Below are 22,026 nucleotides of genomic sequence, written 5' to 3' on the forward strand. Positions count from 1 at the left end.
AAATTCAAAGGGGTTCGCGCGTTCCGCCATAGCCCCTCGACCTACGATCCCGAACACCCTATGCGCATGCTTGTGCTCGGCGCCGGACTCCAAGGGTCCGCGTGCGCCTTTGATCTCCTGCAGCAGCCGTCCGTCACCGAAGTACGCCTGGCTGATCGACCCGGTGCGCCGTGGCCCGAGTTCTTGGCGCCGTATGCCAACGATAAACGCCTCGTCCGTGTTGATCTCGACGCCAAAGACAGCGCCGCCGTTGCTGCCGCGATGCACGGCATGACCGCGGCGATGTGCGCGCTCCCGTACTACTTCAATCTCGACATGACCCGCGCGGCGATCGCCGCTGGTGTGCACTTCTCCGATCTGGGCGGCAACACGGAGATTGTGAACCAACAGAAGGCGCTCGCTGGTGAGGCCGCCGCGAAAGGCGTCAGCGTCATTCCGGATTGCGGGCTCGCACCTGGAATGGTGAACATCCTGGCACAGCTCGGCATTTCACGCTGCGATTCGGTGAGCAAGGTCAAAATCTTCGTCGGCGGCCTGCCGCAGGCGCCGGAAGGGCCGCTCAAGTACCAGATCGTGTATTCACTCGAAGGGGTGCTCGACTACTACACGACCCTCTCGTGGGTCGTGCGCGACGGCAAACAGATGCAGGTGAAGGCGCTGTCGGAGATCGAGCCCGTAAAGTTCGACGCCCCCGTGGGCGAGCTCGAAGCGTTCCATACCGCCGGCGGCCTCTCCACGATGGCCGCGCGCTACGAAGGCAAGATCCCGACGATGGAATACAAGACGCTGCGGTACCCGGGACACGCGCACATTATGGAAGCGGTGCGCGAGTTGGGGCTGCTTGAGCTTGAGCCAATCAATGTGAAGGGGCAGATGGTGTCCCCCCGTGATGTGGCGGTGGCGACGATGGGTCCGCGCCTCAAGAAGCCGCGCGGTAAGGATCTCGTGGCGCTACGCGTGGTGGTGGACGGCATCAAGAATGGAAAAGCCGTGTCGCACGAGTGGGAACTCGTCGATCGCTTTGACGAGTCCCGCCGCATTACTGCGATGGAGCGTACCACGGGCTTCTCGCTCGCCATCACGGGACTGATGCAAGCCGAAAAGGCCGCGGGCCCTGTGGGCGTGCACACGCCGGACGAATGTATGCCGGGCGAACGCTACATCGCCGAACTCGCCAAGCGCGGCATCATGATTCGCGAACGCACGGCGTAAACCGCGGCGGGGGCATCCGTCCCGACGGAAGGGTTCGGAAAGTGAAAAGGGCGTCGCTTACGCGACGCCCTTTTTGATACGTACCGCAACTGGGTGGCTTATCGCGTGAAGCCCGCGAGCGTGGCGCCCATGGCATCCATGGCGCTCTTGGCGCGCCAGCGATCAGCCCCGTTGTAAATGAACGAGAACACCAACTGCTCACCGTTGCGCGCCGTGACGTAGCCGCCGAGTGAGGCAACGTCGTTCGTGGTGCCGGTCTTGGCGTGCAAGTTTCCCTTGGCGGGCGTGTACTTCATGCGCCGACGCAGCGTTTCCGTTTCGCCAGCCACCGGCAACGAGGCTTCAAACACCGGCCCCCAGGGCGCACGCTTGGCGTAGCCGAGCAGTTGCACCATCGCGCGCGGCGTAACGCGGTCGAGGGTAGAGAGGCCGCTGCCGTCGGCGGCGAACACGGTTTGCGGCGCAACACTCACCTTCTCGGTGAGAAAACGGTGCAAAAAGATATTGCCGTTCTCCGCTGAGCCGGCCCCGCCAGCGCTGCGCGCGACGTTGCGGAACAGCAGCTCGGCAAAGTGGTTGTTGCTCTCACCGTTCATTTGCGTGACGATTTTCTCCAACGGCGGCGACGGCAGTGACGCGACGCGTGCGGCGCCGGCGGGCGTGGGGCCCATGCGGACGGGGCCGTCGACGACGACGCCGACACCAGCCAGTGCGGCGCGCAGGGCGCCGCTCGCGAACATTTCCGGCGCTTCAAGCACGTATTGGAGGTCGCGCGCCGGGCTTTGTGCGCCGATCCAGCCCACCACGGCAAAGCGTCCAGATGAATCTTGGCGGATGTGAAGGCGACTGCCGCGGCTACCGCGCACGACCTCCACTGAATTCTCTACCGGAACACCAGTCACAGCCGGCAGAAACGAGATTTCTGCGCGTGCACCCTCTGGGCGCACGACGACGGTGATTTTGTTTTCATTGAACGACAGCGCCGATACGCGCGCCGCGTAGGAGGCACCGAGGTAGCGCTTCTTCCACCCGTCAGGAACGTGGCGTTCTTCAAAGGCGGAGGCGTCTCCAATGATCCCACCGCTCACACGGCGCACGCCGGCGGCGGCAATCTGCCGCGCGAGCACGGTCATCGGCGGCTCTGCGCCGTCAACGGGTTTGCCGCCCAACGTTGGATCGCCAGCGCCTTTGAGCACGAGATCGCCGCGTAGCACACCGTCGGATCCAATCGCGCCCGAGCGCATGACTTCCGTCTCAAAACGCCCCGACGCGCCAAAGCGGTCCAGCGCCAGCGAGGAGGTAAAGAGCTTCATGGTGGAGGCCGGCAGCAGCATCGCATCCGGATTACGTCCAAAGAGCGTGTCGCCCCCAGTGAGCGAGACGACGAGCACTCCCCAGTTGCCTCCGCGCATCACACGGTCGAGCATCGCGCCCAGATCAAGCGCGAGTGCCGCACGGCCGGTCGGGGAGGTAAAGTGGATCTCCCCGGTGGCCGCTCCAGCAGCCACGGCAGCCGATGCGCCCGCAACGCGAACCGTGCGCCGTGCCTTGGGCACGGCGGCCTTCACACGTTTCTTCCCGACCGCACGGCTCCGCGGCAGCTCGGCGGCGACGGAGGCACGCATCGCAGCGTACGGCTGCACCGCCTGCGGGGCGGTGACGGGCAACAGCGCAGAGACGAGGAGAGAAAGAAGCACGAGCCTCAAACTTTGAAGATGATATTTTTGCGCCAGAGCGCCCACAGAATGGCGTACCAGAACAGCACGAACGTGAGCGCAAAAGCCAACGACGCATTCTGCGGTTCGAGCCACGAATGGAACATGGTCTCATACACCACAGACTGCACCGACACGGTCTTTCCCTGATATTCGACCTTCCACAGGGAATAGATAAGCCGCGCCATCGCCCCAGAGCCCACAAAGGCGATGATCGGGTTCACTCCATAGATGACGAACGGACGGGTCCACCACGTAACACGTTGAACGTCAATTATCCAAGAAATCGTCGCAATGGCCACACAGGCCATTCCGGCCGTGAATAGCACGTACGAACTGGTCCAGAGGCTCTTGTTGATCGGAAACGACCAATGCCACATCAAACCGGCCACCACTGCGAGCGCGCCGGCGGCAAATAGGCCGTTGAGCCGCTCGGTCAGTGGGCGGTCGCTCCCAATCCAACGCCCAGTAAATACGCCCAGCATGGCTGTGCCGATGGCTGGGAGGGTGGAGAAGGGGCCCTCAGGGTCCCAGGTCTTGCTGGTCACCCAGAGGTGGCCGTCGAGCAGGAACCGGTCGAGCCAGGCCGCAAGCGTACGAGAGGGGGCATTGAGCAGATTGGCGCCAATCCCACCGTCTGCCCCAGGCACGGGGAGCAGGGTCATGGCAAACCAGTAGCCGTACAGCAGCGCCACCAACACCATCACCTGCTGTTTGAGCGTCCCCCGCATGGTGATCAATGCCGAAAGTGCGTACGCCACACCGATCCGCTGGAGCACCCCGGGGATCCGCAGGTGTACCCACCGATCGAGCTGGTAAAACGGAAAGGCGCCCAGCAGGAGCCCAAAAAGCACGATCATCGCGCCGCGGCGTACAATCTGGCGCTGGAGCGCCCCTTCATCGGCGCCCTGCGCTCGGCGGGACGACAATGACAGATGCGTCGTGATGCCGGCAATAAAGAGAAAAAATGGGAAAATGAGATCGGTGGGGGTCCACCCGTTCCAGTCTGCGTGCTCGAGCGGCGGATAGATGGCGCCCCACGTGCCCGGATTGTTGACCAGCAACATGGACGCGACAGTCATGCCTCGAAAAACATCGAGCGCCACGAGCCGCTCGCGACGGGGTTCCAGGCTCACCGGGTTCTCGCTCGTCTGAAGGGGATGGTTGGACATTCTACCGCACGCTCGCTGGGTTGGCCACCAACGCGTGGCCGCGCCGTGAGCGCTCCATCAAGTCCGAACCTGCGCGCCTTTTTCGGAATCGGCGCCACTCGCCGACCACTTAAAGAACACGAACGACGCGACGCCAACAAAAAACAGACCGCCCGGAATCCACATAATCAGTCCGCCCAACTGCTGATCCGCCAGCGGCGTGAAGCCCCAAATGCGCGGGGCCGCGCTGTACGCCGGGTAGAGCGTGTGGTCGGCCATCGTGATGTACACGGCCACCACCGACATCGGAATGGTCATCAGAAAACTGTAGAGCATTTGCCCCGGAAACGAGAGGCGCGGCAGCTCCGGCAACGGACTGAGCAGCGGCCACCACATAATGGTCGCCGAGATGAGCATCGTGAGGTGCTGCGCGATGTGCACGGGATGGTAGGTCATCGCCGTGTTGTACATCGGTGGCAGATGCCAGAACGCCATTGTCAAATTGAAAATGGCGAACGCGGCTCGCCCGCCGCTTACACGCGTCGCGATGGTGCGCACCCCCGGCAGGTCGAGCGCCGGCCGCAGCATCCAGCCCGGCGTCCCGTAGAGCAGGAGCGGAGGCACCATGAGAGCGAGAATCAGGTGCTGCACCATATGCGCACTGAACAGGTAATAGTCGCTGAGGTCGTGGAGCGGACCATTCAGCGTCACAAACATCACCAGCAGCCCAAGCGTGAACGACGCACGGCGTCCCACCGACGGACCAGCGGTCTCGTCCGCGCTCGCGCCACCGCGGGCGTGCACGCGCAACCGCCACTCGTACAGCACCTGTAGCGCCGCCAGTCCGATGACGGTGCTCCAGTGCACGCTAAAGTCCTGCCAACTCAGGCGCGCGGCGGGGTGCAGCAGGAGGTACACGATTGGCATGGGGTGAAATCTAGGCGAAAAACAAACGGGCGCCGCCCCGAGAGGCGGCGCCCGCTGAAACCCTGCGTTGCCGTGGGGTTACAGGGAGAACTTTCCAAACAGGAACATCAGCGCCGTCAGCGTGCAAATGGCGATGATCAGCGGCCCGGTGAAGAGCGCCTTGAAGAGCTTGTGGTCGTAGCGCAGGTGCATGTAAAACAGCACGACGATCGCGAACTTCACCGCCGACATGATGAGCAGCGTCGGGACAAACAGCGGGGAGTCCTTGAACGGCGTGTAGTACACCCACACTTCCACCACCGTGATGAGCGTGAGGATGAGCGCCACCCACTTGTACTGCTTCCACGTGGGATGCTCGTGCGCGTGGTCGGCGTGTTCGCGGTCGGTCATGCGCGGGTCCCCTACTTGATAAGGTAAACGAGCGTGAAGATCGCGATCCAGACGACGTCCACGAAGTGCCAGTACAGCGCGCAGATGTCCACCAGCACGGTGTCTTTCTTCGTGAGGCCACGCGAATAGTCCATCGCGAACAACGTCAGGATCCAGAGCACGCCAACGGTGACGTGGGCGCCGTGGAAGCCGGTGAGCGTAAAGAACGACGAGCCAAACAAGTTCGTACGGATCGTGAGCCCCTCGTGCACGAACGACGTGAACTCGTACGCCTGAAAACCGAGGAATGTCGCGCCGGCAATGGCCGTGGCCATCAGCCAGAACTTGGAGTTGCCGCGGATGTTGTTGGCATACGCCGGATTGTCCTTGTTCTCCACGGCTTCGAGCGCGAGCACCATGAAGAGTGAGGACATCAGGAGCACGAACGTCGAGGCCGAGGTGACCGGGATGTTCAGGATAGGTGCGAACAGCTGTCCCGACGGGCTCGTCCACGCCTCGTGCGGGAAGGGGCCGACCACGGAGCGCCCCTTGTAAATCAGGTACGTGGAAATGAGCGCAATGAACAGCATGCACTCCGAGCCGATAAACGCCCAGATCGCAATCTTCTTGTGATCGAGGCCGGTCGTCGTGTAGTGCACGTGTTCGTGCGCGGATTCTGCAGCGTGAGCGTTAGCCACTGGGTCTGGTCTCCGGTTACTCGAGCGGGCTGGTGAGCCAGGCGTAGAGCGACCCGATGAGCAGCGCGCCGCCGCCGATCGTGGTCGTCATGGCCAGCGCGAACTTGTCGGCGTGCATGAACAGCAGGCCGGCGAACATAATGACGAGCCCCAGCGCGGTGAACAGCGGCTTCAGCGTGGAGAACGGCATGGGAATACCGAGCTCGGCCGCGGTCTTGCCGCCCGTCTCTTCGTGCATCGGCGAGGCGTGCGCCTCAGCGACGGTCGCGGCGTCGGGGGACGCATGCGAAATATCGGACGTCATCTCCGGGTGCTTCAAATCCCAGAGCGGATAGCGCGACGTGACCGTCGGAATCTGCGCAAAGTTGTAATCCGGCGGCGGCGACGGAATCGACCACTCAAGCGTACCGGCACCCCACGCGTCGTTCGGGGCTACGGCGCCACCCTTGCGGCTCTTCAGGAAGTTGATGACAAAGACCAACGTGGCAATGATCAGCAGCACCGTGCCGATGGTCGACGCCATGTTGAACTTTTCCCAGCCCTGGCCGGCATCATACGAATAGATGCGGCGCGGCATGCCGAGCATGCCGCTGAAGTGCATCGGGAAGAACGTGAGGTTCATGCCGATGAAGTTCAGCCAGAAATGCCAGGTGCCCAGCGACTCGCTCATGTAGCGGCCGAACATCTTCGGGAAGTAGAAATAAATACCGGCGAAGATGCCCATGATCGATCCACCGAACAGCACATAGTGGAAGTGGGCGACGATGAAGTACGTGTCCGTCTGCTGCGTGTCGGCGGGCGCCGAGCTGTGCATGACGCCCGAGATGCCGCCGATAGTGAAGAGCGCCAACAGGCCGATCGCGAACTTCATCGGCGTGGTGAAGGTCACTTCGCCGGCCCACATCGTGGCGATCCAGTTGAAGATCTTCACGCCGGTGGGGATCGCGATGAGCATCGTCGCCATCGAGAAGATGGCGTCTGCCGTGGCGCCCATGCCGACCGCGAACATGTGGTGCGCCCACACGCCGAAGCCGAGGAAGCCAATCATGATGCCCGAATAGACCATCACGTGATAGCCGAACAACGGCTTCTTCGAGAAGGTCGGCAGAATCTCCGACACGAGGCCGAAGGCCGGCAGAATCAGAATGTAGACTTCGGGGTGTCCGAAGATCCAGAACAGGTGCTGCCAGAGCAGTGGGTCGGCGCCGGCGGCAAGCGTGTAGAAGTTCGTCCCGAAGAAGCGATCGAACAGCAAGAACACGAGGGCGGCCGTGATCGGCGGGAACGCCAGCACGAGCAGGAACTGCACGATGAACGACATCCACGTGAACATCGGCATGCGCATGAGCGTCATGCCGGGCGCGCGCAGGTTGATGATCGTCGTGATGAAGTTGAACGCCGCGGCGAGCGAGCTGATGCCGAGGATCTGCAGGCCCATCACCCAGAAGTCGATGTTCAGACCGCCGGAGTACTGGATGGTCGTGAGCGGCGCGTAGCCGAACCACCCACCGTTCGGCGCGAGCTCAAAGAAGATCGGCACCGTGATGAAAATGGCGCCGAGCAAATACACCCAGTAGCTGAACGCGTTGAGGCGCGGGAACGCGACATCGCGCGCGCCGATCTGCAAGGGAATCAAATAGTTGAAGAACGCGGCCGACAACGGCATGACGGCAAGAAACACCATCGTGGTGCCGTGCATGGTGAACAGCTGGTTGTAGAGCTCAGCTGAAACCACGTGGCCGTTCGGCTGCGCGAGCTGCAGGCGGATGAGGAACGCCTCAAGCCCGCCGAACAAAAAGAAGAACAGAGCCGTGAAGAGATAGAGCGTGCCGATCCGCTTGTGATCGACCGTCGCAATCCAACTCCAGAGGCCCGACTCATAGGCGGCGTGTGGTGCGGCCGTCGTCTGGGTAGCGGCAGTATTTGCCATGGGTAGGTATCTCCTCGGGCCTTACTTGAGCGACTTCAGATAGGCGACGATATCGGCGATCTGCCGGTCGTCGAGCCCGCTGGCCAGCTTCTGCTTGATCATCGCGTTGTATTCACCGGCGCCCAGGGTCGGCATGACCGAACCGGGCTTCATGGCCGGCGCATTCTTAATCCAGCGCGCCAGCGTGGCCGGGTCGCTGCTGAACAGTCCGCCGCCCAGCGTGTGTCTCGCGCCAAAGTGCGTGAGGCTCGGTCCCTTGGCCTGGTCATCCTTGACCATCGCCATCTCACCCTTGATCACGTGGCAGGTGAGGCAGGGCGCCTTGCCCATGTTCGCCATGTTCGTCAGTAACTCACGACCGGCCACCGCGTTTCCGCTGGCGAGGAGCGCGTCATCGAACTTGATCGTGCGCTCGCCGGAGGGCATTGGCGTCGTGGGCACAACGTGCGCCGGCAGTTTGTCGAGCGGGAACGTGTAGCCCACGTCCGCTACGACAGGAGCGGTCGGCGCAGCCGCAGCGGCCGCAGCGGCCGCAGGCATCTTCATGCCAGCCATCGCAGCGCCCGCCACAACGGGGGCGCCAGCCGCGGGTGCCACGGCGGTGGGCACCGGCGCACCGGCGGCAATGCCCGCCTGATGCTTGGCCCAGCTCTCAAACTTGTCGTTCGACACCACAAACGTGCGGAAACGCATGTTCGCGTGCGAGGTGCCGCAGTACTCGACGCAGAAACCGTTGTAGGCATTCTCCGCGAGCGAACTGTCGGGCGTATACCACATCCAGTTGGTGCGGTTCGAAATCAGGTCGCGCTTGCCGCCGAGCTGCGGCGTCCAGAACGAGTGCAGAACGTCGCGCGTGTTGAGCTGAAAGCTCACCGTGCGGCCGGCCGGCAGGTACAGCTCGTTGGCGGTGACCACGCCGAGTTCCGGATAGCGGAACTCCCACCACCACTGATGCCCGATGACCTCGACCTTCAAGGAGCCGTCCGGCGCCTTCGCCTGCGTCTTGTAGATCGCTTGCACCGTCGGCACGGCGATCAATACAAGAATGAGCGCCGGAATGACGGTCCAGGTGATCTCGAGCGCCGCATGGCCGTGAATCTGCTTGGCCGCGGGCCCACCGGGACGCTTGCGAAACTTGATGATCGTGAAAATCAGCAACGCCTCGACGAACACGAACACGCCCGTTCCGAAGAACATGAGGCGATCCCACAGCGCACCAATCGTTCGATTGTTGTCTGTGATGTGCGTGAACGTGGAGTTCGGGTACTGATCTCCACACGCGGCGAGCGCCAGCAAAGCAACCGCTACGAATAGAGCGGGTGCGTACCGGCGCGGACGGAAAAAGGACATTAAGCGGATCCTTTTCTAATGAAGAAGAACGGTGAGTCTCGGCGAGAAGTCGCTCGCCTGGAGGTTACATAAGGACGGCGATGTAAGGTATTCTCTGACAATGCGCCGAGCAACCCAAATGTCACCTGTGAAGGGGATAGTTTCGGCCGGTGAAATGGGGGTCTAAAGTGCCCCCTTTGGACTGCGTTGCTCGGGGACCGTGTCCGCGCCGGTTCAGCGCCGGTTCAGCGCCGGTTCAGCGCCGGTTCAGCCGCCGGTTCAGCCGCCTGAGCTCTCAATCTCCACGGCATGCTGCGCCTTGACCTTATTCGCCGCCAGCTCGAGCGCCGTCCGTAGCTGTGCCACGTGCTCCCGCATGACGCGCACCCGGGCCTGATCACCCCCGCCGCCCCGGCTCGAGGCCAGAATCATCCCGGCGATCTGATCCGCGATGAGTCCAAACTGCCCCTTGAGCTGCCCCTGGAGCGGAACCAGCACTCGCTTGATCTGCTGCGGAATGATCCCCAACCCCTTGTTGGCCTTCACATCCACCGCCATCCGCTCCACCGTCCCATGAAGACTCGAGATCACCATCAGCGCTTCCTCGATTGTCTTCATCTTCTGCGTGCCGGCGCCATCCAGCTTTACCCCTGCCATCACAACCTCCCAACCATCGTGGCCGAGCCTGCGCTCGGTCGAGTGCTTCGCGAATCACATTACTGCCATATGGAAGCTACGGTGGGCCGCCGCCAGCAGGTAGCGAAAGCGAATCCGCTCCGAGTAACGTTCGTCATCCCCCAACTCCGCTGTTCCGCCGCGTGATCGATTCCGGCCCTCTGCTCGATCGTATCTTCCTACCCGACGCCGTGTTACGGGCGTCGGCCATAAATCTGGCGCGCACCGGTTTTCCCGAGTCCCTTCGCCCGACCGCTCGGCTCGGCGTCCTCGATATCACCGAGTTTTACGGCGACACAACGGGCGGCATTCGCACCTATTTGCGGGCCAAAGCGCGCTACGTGGAGGCCCGGCCGGAGCTCCGCCAAGTCCTCGTGCTCCCCGGGGCCCGCGACGCACTCTCTGGTAGCGACGGCGTGCGCTGCTACCGCCTGCGCGGGCCGCGCGTGCCGACACAGGCGCCGTATCGCTTCATGCTGGCCACGCGCACCAACCGCCGGATCATGCTCCACGAACGCCCCGACGTTATTGAAGTGGGGAGTCCGGGACTCGTGCCGTGGATCGCGCGCTTCGCGTCGCGCGGGCTCGACATTCCCGCCGTGGCGTTCTATCACAGCAACTTTCCGCGCCTCTTCTCGCCATTCCCCGAGAAAGCGGGCGGTGCGCGGCGCGCGCTGGGTGATCTCGCCTGGAAATACGCGCGCACCATCGACAAACATTTTGCGCACACCATTGCCTGCTCGGATTTTGCCGCAGACGATCTGCGCCGCGCCGGCGTCGAGCGCGTGACGCGCATTCCGCTTGGGGTGGATCTCGCGCACTACACGCCGGAACGTCGCGCGCGGCGCGCGGAGTCGCGGCTCCAGTACGGATTAACCGACGGCCCGCTCGCGGGTTTTGTGGGTCGATTTGCGGCGGAGAAAGAGCTGGACGTGCTTCTCGATGCGTGGCCGCAGGTGTACGCCCGCACACGCGCGCAGCTCGTGCTGATCGGGGACGGGCCCATGCGGTCACAACTCGAAAGCCGGCTTCGCGACGCCCCGTGGGCGCGGATTCTGCCCTACGAAACAGATCGTGATCGCCTCGCCGACCTTATCGCCGCGCTCGACATCTACGTGGGCCCCTGTTCCGTCGAAACGTTCGGCCTGTCAGCGCTCGAGGCACTGGCCAGCGGTACGCCGGTGCTTGCCGCGGACCGCGGCGGCATTGGGGAGCAGGTGATCGCGAGTGGTGCCGGTCGGTGCTTTGTGAGCGGCCAGGCCGCGTCGCTCGCGGAGGAGGCGGTGGCGCTTCTGGCCGCCGACCTCAGCGCGCTTGGCGCTCTGGGGCGTCAGTACGCCGAGCGCGACCATTCGTGGGATGCCGTGTTCGATCGCATCTTCGCGGTGTATGCCTCCGTGGTCCGGCGCTAATCGTGGCACTCCTCGTCACGATTCACGATGTCACGCCGGCCCTGCAGCCCAGAGTGGAGACGCTCTGGAGTATGTGCGCCGCGCACGGCATTGTGCCGGGCCTGCTCGTGATTCCTGACTGGCACGGCGTGGCTCCCATCGAACAGGACCCATCGTTTTTGCAGTGGGTACGCGCACGCGCCGCTGACGGCGCCGAAATATTTCTGCACGGAGAACGCCACGACGAAGTGGGACTGCCGCGCGGCTGGCAGGACGAGTGGCGCGCCGTGGGTCGCACCAACAAGGAGGGAGAGTTTTTGACCCTCGATCTCCCGCAGGCGCGGGCGCGTATAGACCGTGGTATTGCTCGACTCACGGCGCAGGGGCTGACACCTATTGGGTTTGTGCCACCCGCGTGGCTTGCGCGGCCCGACACCCATGTGGCCGCGCGGAACGCGGGGTTGGCTGTGAGTGAAGATGATGCCACGATTTATCTGCATTCCTCCGGCACGACGCGTCGCTCGCCCGTATTGCGATGGAGCGCACGAGGTGCCTTCCGGAGTTGGGGCTCGAACGTGCAGGCGCAGCTACGCTGGACGCTCCAACGTCGCGTGCCCGTGATGCGCATCGCGCTGCACCCTGGTGATTTGGCGAGTGCTGCAGTGGAACGTTCGATTCACCGTGCCCTCAGCGCGTGGGTGGCCGAGCGTGCGCCGAGCCGGTATGGTGATCTCTAGCAGTGGTTCGGTGAGGTGCCGTCGCGTGGTGCGCGTTCTCGCGCTACAATAGCGGGAAGACCTTTTCATCTGGAGCGTTCGTGAAGCCGACCCGTCGCGAGTTTTTGGAGAAGTCTGCCACGCTGGCCGCCTTGGGATTTCTTCCGCGCGAGATCAGCGCCGAGGAGTGGGACGTGGAGCGCGCGCGGTCCCGTGCACAGACGCCGGCCTCGTTTCGTGGTCGCCCAGTGGTCATCAGTTCAACGAACGGATATCACACCGACCGTCCGGCGGGCATCAAGATTGCTTACGACAAAATCGCCGCCGGCGCCGACACACTCGACGCGATTATCGCAGGCGTGAACACGCAGGAACTCGATCCCGAGGATCAGTCAGTCGGGCTCGGTGGATTGCCTAACGCGGATGGTGTGGTGCAGCTCGATGCCAGCTGCATGCACGGTCCCACCAAGCGCGCCGGTTCGGTGGCGGCGATTGAAGGGATTGCCACGCCGTCGCTCGTGGCGAAGGCGGTGATGGAATACACCGAGCATATCATGCTCGTGGGGCAGGACGCCAAGCGGTTCGCGCTCGCGATGGGGTTTCAAGAGCAGAATTTACTGACGGAGAAGTCGAAGCAGGATTGGCTCAAGTGGAAGGCCGCGGGCCGCAAGGACGGATGGACCAACGAAGACAAGCGTCAGGCGTGGCTCAAGTGGAACGCCGCGCACGCGCCCAAGGGCGCAGCGGGTAAACCGCAGGGCGCTGGCGATGGCGAACTCAACTGGACGCATGGCACCATCAACATGGACGCGGTGAACGCGACCGGTGACATCAGTTCGGTGACGACCACCAGCGGTATTTCGTGGAAGGTGCCTGGCCGTATTGGCGATTCGCCGATCATCGGGGCGGGGCAGTACTGCGATAATACCGTCGGCGCGGCCGGTTCCACGGGGCGCGGCGAATCGAACATCATGGTGTGCGGTGGGTTCCTGGCGGTGGAGTTCATGCGGCAGGGGATGGATCCGCAGACGGCGCTCATCAAAGTGATGGAGCGCGTGATCGCGATGACCGAGAAGCGACTGCTCGACGATCGCGGGCGTCCGTACTTTGATCTGAGTTTCTACGCACTCTCAAAGGACGGTCGCTACGCCGGCGGCAATGCCTACGAGGGCGGCACCTTTGCCGTGTGCGACGAGAAGGGGCCGCGAGTGGAAAAGGGTGTGTACCTCTTCAAGGAATCGGAGCGGCCGAAAGCACGGTGAGTATCAAGGACGAAACGGAATTCCTGACGCTCCAACGCCGCGTGCGGAACGCGGCGCTGTTGTTGTTGTTCGCGTTCGTCGTTGGCGTGGTGGGGTACCATTTGATTGGCGGCCCGGAGCACGATTGGCTCGATGCCGTCTTTATGGCCGCGATCATCCTCACCACGACGGGGCTGCGCGAAGTCATTCCGGTGGAGTCGCACGTCGCTGAAATTTTTACGACCGCCTACATCTTATTTGGCGCTACGGCGGCGGTGTACACGCTGTCCACGATCACGGCCTTCATTGTTGAAGGCGATTTGACGCGCGGGTTTCGGAGACGTCGCATGCAGAAGCAGATTGACGCCCTTGCTGGGCATTATGTGGTGTGCGGTGCCGGGCAGACCGGTACCGCCGTCCTGCGCGAACTCCGCAGCACCGGACAGCGCTGCGTGGTGATCGAGCACAATCACGCCCATCTGCAGACGCTAGAAGCCGACATGCCCGACGTGTTGCAGCTCCACGGCGACTGCGCAGACGACGAGACGCTCGCGAAAGCCGGTGTGTCGCGCGCGGCGGGGATTGTGGTGTGCACCGACGACGACAAAAATGTGCTTGTGACGACGGTGCTGGCGCGGCAACTCAACGCCAAGTTGCGCATTGTGGCGCGCGCCACGTCGGAGCGGGTGGGCGCGCGGTTGCGTCAGGCGGGCGCCGACGCCGTGGTGTCGCCGGCGCAGATTGGCGGCATGCGCTTGGCGAGCGAGTTACTGCGGCCGACCGTCGTCGGCTTCCTCGATCAGATGTTGCGCGATACCAACCGGAATCTTCGCATCGAGGAAGTGCTCGTGCCGAACGGCAGCCCGGTTGCCGGCGTTTCGTTGGAGTCGCTCCGATTGCACGAAGGAGGCACCGGCCTGTTGCTCCTCGCGACGCGCGATCCGTCGGGCACCTATCAGTTCAATCCGTCGGCTGATGTGATTGTGTCGCCGGGCACTCGGCTCATCGCCATGGGTGACCCGCCGTCGGTGCAAGCGCTGCGCGAGCGCGTGCGCGCCTCCTAGGGGGCGCCGGGGCTTTTGCAGTAGGTGCGGAGCGCGACATCCACCGCCGCACGCATCGCGTCATAGCTCTCTCGTAACTGTGCGCCACTGGCCGCGGCGTTGATGCCGCGTTCGAGTGCGACGCGTCCGTCGCCGAGTGCGTCGTCGGCGCGCCGCGCTTCGGGGCAGGTACGGTTGCGTCCGGCCGCGATCAGTTCACCGCGCGAGAGTTGCAAGCTCGCGGCCGTGCGCATGGCACGCGAGTCATCGCCGCTCTCAAGCGAGTCGGCGAGTGCGAGAAAAGGCACCGACGCGCGCACCAACGTCAGTGACGTGTCGGCCGCGGAGCGTAGCAGCTTGGTGCCGCGGCTGAGGGCGTAACTGCGCAGAGCTGCGGACGCGGCAGCACCCTCCCGCGGTGCGCGAGCCAGTGCGTCGAACGCGCTGTCGGGCTGTAGTTCGTCGAGCCACAAGTCAGCGACTTGTAAGTACATCGGCAAGAGCGTCGGATCGCGCCGCAGCGCGGCTTCGGCAGCGGCGATGGCCTCACGCCGATGCCCCGAGGCGCGCGCTTCGCGCATTTGCAATACGTAGAGCTCGGGCGACTCCGGAAAGCGCGCGAGGCCACGCGCGAGCGCTGTGCCGGCTTCGCCGGTAATGAGTTGCAAATATTGCAGATACAGTCGCGCATCGCCGGGATGAAGACGAATGGCGCCGGTGCTCGAGGCGAGCGCGCCGAGTGTGTCGCCACTCAGGCGCAGGGCTTCGATGTGGCGGACGGTGTAGGTGGAGTCGTGCGCGAAGGCCGTGTCGGCTGCCGTCAGCGAATCGCCGAGTCGCGCCGCATCTTGCCACCGCGCAAGCGCGATCAGCGTGCGAAAGGTGAGTCGCGGAAAGGACAACGTCGTGGCGTGGTGCTTTGTGAGCGCGCGGCTCTGCGTGAGGGCGGCTTCGTACTCGCGCAGGCGCAACATCGCATCGATGGCGCGTAGCCCGATGTCCACGCTGTCGGGGGCAATGCGAATGGCCCGTTGCCACGCGGCAATCGCCTCGGTGTTCTTGGAGAGCGTCATCAGCGCTTCGGCGCGTTCGACGGCTGCGAGCACGCTCAGGCTGTCCACCGCGAGCACCGCCTCGGCTACGCGCCGTAACGAATCGGCGGGCGTCGGTTGGTACGTCAGCGAGACGAGCAGGCAGGTACGACTCAGCGCGCCGGGATATGCGCGAATCGCTTCGGCCGCTGCTGCCGCCGCCGCGACGAAGTTTCCTTCGCGTCGGGCGTTCTCGCAGCGGCGAATCGGAGCCATCTCGGCCCGCGCGGCCAGTACGGATTTCGTGAGTGCTTGCGCCGCCGCGTCCACGCGTGCGGCGCGCACCACGGGGAGTGGTTCGCGGAGTCGCCAGTCGCGCGCGAGCACAATGGACGCGCGCACCACGAACTCGTCTTTCTCTTTGCTGACCTCGGCAACCAAGATCTCATCGGTGCGCAGTTCGCGCGCGAGCACGCGAATCTCGAGGGTGTGCAACGGCATGTCTTCGTCGTACCCAGACCGCTTGAGCGCGTAGTACAGTGCGTCGCCGTCAATCACGTCAAGGGTGCGCTTCGACGCAGACCGCTCCATTTGCGATCGCACCGCCGTGCTGATTTTTCGAGCGGCATCGATGGTGGCGTTGTCGCTTCCCAGAAACGGGGCAACAAAAAACGACTGCCGGATGAACTCTTGCGCCTGCACCGTGGGCGCTGCTCCGAACAACAACAACATCGAGAGCACCCGCCACGGTCGCCGGATCATGGTTTCTTGGCGGTCGGTGCCGGCGTCGGTGTGCCGGGTGCCACCGGCGGTGCAGTCGCGGCGGGCGATGCGTCGGAAATTCGCGGCGAATGGTCGATGGCGCGTAACTCACCAAACACCGATGCCAGCAGGCGCTCAATCCGCTCAAGCGGTTGCGCAACCGGCACGGCAGGCATCGTCGCCGACGTTTGCCGATTCACCGAGGCGAGGTCGCGCAAAATCACCACGAAGCTCACCGAATCCTTTCCCGCCGGTCGCACACCCACCGACGCGAACAGTTCGGCGTGTAGCATTTCCCCCACCCGTTCCGCCGTGCGCGACTGTGCGAGCGCCCAGGTGACGGAATCGGCCGGGACAAGCGAATACGGCCGAACGCGCGCAAAAAACTTTCGGAGTGTGTCGACCACCGCGTGTTGTGCGACGGCCCAGTCCGGGTGTTTGGCGTCGCTCATGAGTTCAGTAATCACGAGTCGCCGGCGCGTCGGCGCGCCACCGGAACGTCCGCGATCGTTCGCGCGGGCGGCGCCCACGTTCGGCAAATGCGTGGCGGTGTCGGTGCCGCTCGTGGTGCCGCCCCGCTGCGCCCAAAAACTCACCGACTCAGCGGGGATGATCGCCCGCTGACTGCGAATGACCCGCATCGGATCGGCCTCGGTCACCTGGCGCGCGCTCCGCTGGAGCGAGTCGAGACGTCTCGACTCGCGCTCGTTATAGAGCGAGTCCACCATGCGTGCGATTTCCGCCGCGGTCAGCGCGGGCTGTGGCGCTGGCGCGGCGGCGAGACGACCGGTGCGCTTCTCGATCTGCGCGGCAATCGCAAACGAATCCTCGCGCGTAATCAGGGCGCGTCCGGCACCCGGTGCCACCGGCGCCACTTCGATGGGCTTCGGCGCATCGGCGGCGGCGGGCGCTTTCGTGGCGTCCGGCGTCATCGTCGCGTTTGAGCGCCAAGCGTACAGCGCGCCTGTCAGTATCACGAGCGCAGCGGCGGTCATCGCCACAACGCGCGAGTTCCCGCTCGGAGCGATCGCCGGCGGAAAATCGCCGGACGAAAGCACAATCGCTTCGAGTTCCGCCAGCAATAGGGTGGCACTTTGTGGTCGCGCTTCGGGTGCCTTGGCGAGGCAGCGCTTGATGAGCGAGAGCAGCGCCGGCGGCACATCCTGCCGCTTGGACTCAATCGGCGCCGGCTCCTGCGTGAGTTGCGCGGCCATCGTGGCCTGCGGCGATGCGCCAGCGAATGGCGCCACGCCGGTGAGCAACTCGTAGGCGAGGAGTCCAACGGCGTACAGGTCTACTCGGTGGTCCGCTGCGGGATCGCCAGCCAACTGCTCCGGCGCCATGTAGGCGGGCGTGCCAATGGCCATGCCGCTCGTCGTCACGCCGGCAGCGGGGAGCGACGCTTTGATAGCCTTGGCCACGCCAAAGTCGGTCACCACCGCGTGCACGCCGCTCCGCAACACATTCCCGGGCTTGATGTCGCGGTGAATCACCCCGCGCGCATGCGCGTAGGCGAGCGCGTCCACCACATCGTGCAGAATGCCCGCGACTTCGCGCGGCGTGAACGCCGCCCCGTGCTCAATGGCGTGCTTGAGCGACTCGCCCTCAATGAAGGGCATGGTGTAAAACAACAACTCGCCGTGTTCGCCGGCGCTGTACAGCGGCACAATGTGCGGATGCTGCAACTGCGCCGCCATCTGGATCTCGCGACGAAATCGCTCGCGATTCACCCCGGCCGCGAGTTCAGGCGGGAGCACCTTGATGACGACTTTGCGATTGAGCGACCGCTCCGTGGCCAGAAAGACGCGACTCATCCCGCCGCCCAAGAGCTCGCGCTCGAGCACGTACGCGCCTTCTACAGCGGCGCGGAGATTTGAGTCGAAATCGAAGTGGTCGGCCATCGTGGGAGAGAGAGTTCTGGTCAGGTGGCGCGAAAGGCCTGCGCTGCCTGCGTCACTCGCTCGGCCGCCTGTGTAAGATGACTCGCGGCAGCGGCAATCTGTTCAGTGCTGGCGCTCTGCTCCTCGCTGGCGGCGGCCACATCCTGCATGGCATTGGCAAAGGCCTGCGTGCCGGCGGTCAACGTGTCCAGTCGTTGGGTGACGTCGTTGGCGCGCGCACTGCCGGCGCCGGCCGTTTCGGCCATCGTTGTTGTCCACGCCTCGGCTTCGGCCACGGCGGCCTCCACCTGCGTGAACGAGGTGCGGCCATGCTCGGTTGCCGCCTGCACGGAATCCACCGCCGTGGTGGTTCTGGTGGTGATCGCGCGTGCCGCCTGCATATGGCCTAACACTTCCTTCACCAGCACATCGGTCTGCGACGCAGCCTCCGACGCGGAGGCCGCCAGCCGGCGGACCTCCGTGGCGACCACCGCAAAGCCCTCGCCGTGCTCCCCGGCCCGCGCGGCTTCCATCGCGGCGTTGAGCGCGAGGAGCTTCGACTGGCGGGCGATCTTCTGCACGAGGGTGACAAACTCCCGAATCTGCTCCGTGGCCCTCGCAAGCGCCTCGGTGGCCTGCGCCCCGTCGCGCACATCCACGGCGAGCTCTTCGAGGCGCTGGGCGCTCTCGTCGAGGCGCGCGTGGTTTTCACTGGCGAGGAGCCGTAGGCGTTGGTTTCGGGAAATGCCTTCTTGGGCGCCTGTCGTCACCGCTGAGGCCAGCGAGGTGAGACGGGTGGCGTCCCCACTCAGTTGGTGCACGGCGGCCGCCATAGAGCTCGCTTGGTCGCTCAGCGTGGCCGCGGTGCCCGCAATCCCAGAGGCGGCCTGCGCCACGTGCTCCGTACCGCTCGTGATCTCCTCAGACAGGCGATTGGTCTCGTCTGCGGACTCGCGCAGCAGGCCGGACAGCTCTCGGAGCTCCGCGGTCATCTGGCCCAGCGCCCGGGCAAGGCGCCCCATTTGCCCCCCGGCGTGCACCAGTTCCGGCTGTTTGGTGAGATCGCCAGCCGCCACGGCCTCGGCCGCATCTGCCAGTTTGCCGAGCTCGCGCCCGACCATGGGGGAGATCAGGAACCGGAAAATCAGGGCGCCCGACTGCACCACCAGGGCCGCGGCGAGGCCCAGCAGGAGCCACGCCTCCGAGCCGTGGAGGAGATGGGCGAGCGCATCGCGGCCGAACCAGACGATTCCCAGGAACACCACCGCCGAGCCCGTCCCCAGCCAAGTGGCCAGCCGGTCGATGATATGCGTGCCGTGGCCGCCGGCGTCCGGACGAGATTCCGGGGGGCCGAAGTTTGTTACAGCCGACGGTGACGCTAAATTGAGGTTTCTCGTCTCGCTCATTCCGGCACCCGACATGACCGACATCGTTTCCATCCCGGCCGAGCCCACCGGCGAACCGGCGGGCTATGTGCCCGCCGCCGTCGAGCTAAAGTGGCGTGACCGCTGGGCCACGCGCCGCGCCAACGTTGCCGCCATCGGCGACGCGCGCCGGCCTTATTACGCGCTGATGATGTTCCCGTACCCCTCCGCGGAGGGACTGCACGTCGGGAATTTGTTCGCGTTCACTGGGAATGATATCTTCGCGCGCTTCCAGCGGCTACAAGGGTACGACGTGTTTGAGCCGATCGGCTTTGATGCGTTCGGTATCCACTCGGAAAACTACGCGCTCAAGGTGGGGTCGCACCCCATGGAGCTCATTCCGAAGAACATCGCGAACTTCACGAGCCAGCTCACCCGTGCCGGCCTCATGGTGGACTGGACGCGCACCGTCGACACCACCCAGCCAGACTACTACAAGTGGACCCAGTGGGTCTTTCTGCAGCTGCACAAGCGCGGACTGGCGTACAAGAAAAAGGCGGCCGTCAACTGGTGCCCCGGCTGCAAAACCGTGCTCGCGAACGAGCAGGTCGAAGGCGGCACCTGCGAACGGTGCGGCTCGGCCGTAGAGCAGCGTTTTCTCGAGCAGTGGTTCTTTCGCATTACGGACTACGCCGAACGGCTGCTCAACAACCTCGACGGGCTCGACTGGTCGAACACCACCAAGATGGCGCAGCGCGGCTGGATCGGCCGCTCCGACGGCGCCGAGCTACGCTTTCGCGTGCTCAACGCTCCCGAGGATGCGGGCAGCGCTGCCGTGCACGTGACGGCGGAGTTCTCAACGGGCGTGCACGAAATCCGCGTCTTCACGACGCGTCCCGACACGATTTTTGGCGCCACGTACTTGGTGCTCGCACCCGAGCATCCGATGCTCGAGGACATCACCACGAGTGACCAGCGCGCCGCGATGGCGGCCTATCGCGACCGCGCGTCGCGTCAGGATGTGGTGGCGCGCAAGACCAACAAAGAAAAGACCGGCGTCTTCACCGGCGCGTACGCGACGAATCCGGCCACGGGTGCGATGATTCCCGTGTGGACCGCCGACTACGTCCTCATGGATTACGGCACAGGCGCGATCATGGCCGTCCCAGGGCACGATGAACGCGACTTTGAGTTTGCCACCAAGTTCGCGCTGCCGATTGTGCGCGTGGTGGCGGGCCCCGATCACACGGCGCACACGCCGCTCGACGAGGCGTACACCGAAGACGATGACGCTGCACGTCTCTGCAACAGCGGCGAGTTCGACGGGTTCCCCGTGGACGAAGCCAAACAGCAAGTAACGGCGTGGCTCGAGTCGCGTCACGCCGGCAAGGGCGTCGTCAACTTCCGTCTGCACGACTGGTGCATCTCGCGTCAACGGTACTGGGGCCCGCCAATCCCGATCATTTACTGCGATGCGTGCGGTACGGTGCCAGTGCCGGAGAAGGATCTGCCCGTGATCCTTCCCAACATCGCGGATTATCGTCCCGACGACTCTGGTGTCTCGCCGCTCGCGCGCCACGAAGAGTGGTACCGCGTGCCGTGCCCCACGTGCGGCAAGCTAGCGCGCCGCGAAACCGACGTGAGCGACACCTTCCTCGACAGCGGCTGGTACTTTCTGCGCTATCCGAGCGTCGGACTCGACACCGTCGCATTCGACCAAACCATCACGCGGAAGTGGCTGCCCGTCAACTCGTATATCGGCGGCAACGAACACGCGGTGTTGCACCTGCTGTATTCGCGCTTCCTCACGATGGTGCTTCACGACGAAGGACATCTCGCGTTCGAGGAACCCTTTACCAAGTTCCGCGCCCACGGACTGATCATTCGCGACGGTGCCAAGATGTCGAAGTCCAAGGGCAACGTCGTCAATCCCGATGACTACATCGACGGCTGGGGCGCGGACACCTTCCGCACCTACCTGATGTTTCTCGGCCCCTTCGAGGAAGGCGGCGATTTTCGCGATGCGGGCATTAGTGGCGTGAAGCGCTTCCTTGATCGTCTCTGGACCTCCGTGCACGCCGCGCGCACCGAGGGCGAGCCGGATCGCGACGTGCTGCAAAAACTGCATCAGACCATCAAGAAGGTGGGCGAGGATGTGCCGCGCCTCAGCTACAACACGGCCATCGCCGCGATGATGGAGTACATGAACGTCCTGCGGCGCAGTGAACGCGTGCCACACCGCGGCGAAGTGGAGCCGCTGGTGCAGCTCGTGTCACCGTTCGCGCCGCACATCGCCGAAGAACTGTGGGAGGTACTCGGTCACGATGTCAGCGTGTTCGACTCGGGGTGGCCGTCGTTCGACGCCGCGCTCGCCGGTGGCGAGACGATGACGATTGCGGTGCAGATTGGCGGCAAGACGCGCGGCAGCGTTGTGCTCCCCAAGGACGCGACGCAAGAAGCGGTGCTCGCCGCCGTCCATGCCGATCCGTCCATCGTGAAGTTCATCACCGGCACGCCAAAGAAGGTGATCTACGTGCCGGGGCGTCTCCTCAGCCTGGTGCTCTAACGGCGCAACACGTGCCGCGGCGAGCG

17 protein-coding genes are annotated in these 22,026 nt (G+C 64.2%); 6 read left to right on the forward strand and 11 right to left on the reverse strand.

Annotated features, from left to right (window positions below; genetic code table 11):
- Window positions 1-60: 60 nt before the first annotated feature.
- On the forward strand, window positions 61-1,212 hold the full coding sequence (locus tag NTZ43_10645) for a saccharopine dehydrogenase NADP-binding domain-containing protein (GenBank protein MCX5767667.1): 1,152 nt from the start codon (window positions 61-63) through the stop codon (window positions 1,210-1,212).
- 98 nt (window positions 1,213-1,310) lie between these two features.
- On the opposite strand, the gene dacB is transcribed toward NTZ43_10645, so the two are convergent.
- The 8 genes from dacB to NTZ43_10685 form a co-directional block, all read right to left on the reverse strand.
- On the reverse strand, window positions 1,311-2,909 hold the full coding sequence (gene dacB / locus NTZ43_10650) for a D-alanyl-D-alanine carboxypeptidase/D-alanyl-D-alanine-endopeptidase (protein MCX5767668.1): 1,599 nt from the start codon (window positions 2,907-2,909) through the stop codon (window positions 1,311-1,313).
- A gap of 5 nt (window positions 2,910-2,914) precedes the next feature.
- A complete protein-coding gene (locus tag NTZ43_10655; GenBank protein ID MCX5767669.1) occupies window positions 2,915-4,063 on the reverse strand; it encodes a DUF5009 domain-containing protein in 1,149 nt (382 codons plus the stop codon).
- Window positions 4,064-4,156: 93 nt separating this feature from the next.
- On the reverse strand, window positions 4,157-5,005 hold the full coding sequence (locus tag NTZ43_10660) for a cytochrome c oxidase assembly protein (protein ID MCX5767670.1): 849 nt from the start codon (window positions 5,003-5,005) through the stop codon (window positions 4,157-4,159).
- Between the two features lie 78 nt (window positions 5,006-5,083).
- Window positions 5,084-5,395, reverse strand: coding sequence for a cytochrome C oxidase subunit IV family protein (locus NTZ43_10665; GenBank protein ID MCX5767671.1), 312 nt, complete (start codon window positions 5,393-5,395; stop codon window positions 5,084-5,086).
- An 11-nt stretch (window positions 5,396-5,406) separates the two neighbouring features.
- Window positions 5,407-6,072, reverse strand: coding sequence for a cytochrome c oxidase subunit 3 (locus NTZ43_10670; GenBank protein ID MCX5767672.1), 666 nt, complete (start codon window positions 6,070-6,072; stop codon window positions 5,407-5,409).
- Between the two features lie 16 nt (window positions 6,073-6,088).
- Window positions 6,089-8,002, reverse strand: coding sequence for a cytochrome c oxidase subunit I (ctaD, locus tag NTZ43_10675; protein MCX5767673.1), 1,914 nt, complete (start codon window positions 8,000-8,002; stop codon window positions 6,089-6,091).
- A gap of 21 nt (window positions 8,003-8,023) precedes the next feature.
- A complete protein-coding gene (coxB, locus tag NTZ43_10680) occupies window positions 8,024-9,352 on the reverse strand; it encodes a cytochrome c oxidase subunit II (protein MCX5767674.1) in 1,329 nt (442 codons plus the stop codon).
- A 258-nt stretch (window positions 9,353-9,610) separates the two neighbouring features.
- Window positions 9,611-9,988 (reverse strand): hypothetical protein, encoded by a 378-nt coding sequence (locus NTZ43_10685; protein MCX5767675.1) that lies wholly within the window; start codon window positions 9,986-9,988, stop codon window positions 9,611-9,613.
- Window positions 9,989-10,149: 161 nt separating this feature from the next.
- Between NTZ43_10685 and NTZ43_10690 the strand changes: the two genes are divergently transcribed.
- The 4 genes from NTZ43_10690 to NTZ43_10705 all read left to right on the forward strand — a co-directional run bounded on the left by NTZ43_10690 (window position 10,150) and on the right by NTZ43_10705 (window position 14,418).
- A complete protein-coding gene (locus NTZ43_10690) occupies window positions 10,150-11,418 on the forward strand; it encodes a glycosyltransferase (protein ID MCX5767676.1) in 1,269 nt (422 codons plus the stop codon).
- Window positions 11,419-11,420: 2 nt separating this feature from the next.
- Entirely contained in the window at window positions 11,421-12,134 is a 714-nt protein-coding gene (locus NTZ43_10695; protein ID MCX5767677.1) for a polysaccharide deacetylase family protein, read from the forward strand.
- Window positions 12,135-12,214: 80 nt separating this feature from the next.
- Window positions 12,215-13,375, forward strand: a complete 1,161-nt coding sequence (locus NTZ43_10700; protein ID MCX5767678.1) for a N(4)-(beta-N-acetylglucosaminyl)-L-asparaginase — start codon at window positions 12,215-12,217, stop codon at window positions 13,373-13,375.
- Entirely contained in the window at window positions 13,372-14,418 is a 1,047-nt protein-coding gene (locus NTZ43_10705) for a potassium channel protein (protein ID MCX5767679.1), read from the forward strand. The genes NTZ43_10700 and NTZ43_10705 overlap by 4 nt, the downstream gene beginning before the upstream one ends.
- Here NTZ43_10705 and NTZ43_10710 read toward each other — a convergent pair.
- The 3 genes from NTZ43_10710 to NTZ43_10720 are packed head-to-tail and all read right to left on the reverse strand — an operon-like array spanning window position 14,415 to window position 19,476.
- Window positions 14,415-16,190, reverse strand: coding sequence for a hypothetical protein (locus NTZ43_10710; GenBank protein MCX5767680.1), 1,776 nt, complete (start codon window positions 16,188-16,190; stop codon window positions 14,415-14,417). The two genes, NTZ43_10705 and NTZ43_10710, sit on opposite strands and share 4 nt — an antisense overlap.
- Entirely contained in the window at window positions 16,187-18,091 is a 1,905-nt protein-coding gene (locus NTZ43_10715; protein MCX5767681.1) for a serine/threonine-protein kinase, read from the reverse strand. The genes NTZ43_10710 and NTZ43_10715 overlap by 4 nt, the downstream gene beginning before the upstream one ends.
- 20 nt (window positions 18,092-18,111) lie before the next feature.
- Window positions 18,112-19,476 carry a methyl-accepting chemotaxis protein gene (locus NTZ43_10720; GenBank protein MCX5767682.1) on the reverse strand — a complete coding sequence of 455 codons (1,365 nt, stop codon included), beginning with the start codon at window positions 19,474-19,476 and terminating at the stop codon, window positions 18,112-18,114.
- Between the two features lie 13 nt (window positions 19,477-19,489).
- On the opposite strand from NTZ43_10720, the gene leuS reads away from it, so the two are divergent.
- Complete coding sequence (gene leuS / locus NTZ43_10725) at window positions 19,490-22,000, forward strand: leucine--tRNA ligase (GenBank protein ID MCX5767683.1); 2,511 nt, start codon at window positions 19,490-19,492, stop codon at window positions 21,998-22,000.
- Window positions 22,001-22,026 lie beyond the last annotated feature (26 nt).

The organism is Gemmatimonadota bacterium, assembly GCA_026387915.1.
In the GTDB taxonomy this organism is placed as follows: domain Bacteria; phylum Gemmatimonadota; class Gemmatimonadetes; order Gemmatimonadales; family Gemmatimonadaceae; genus Fen-1231.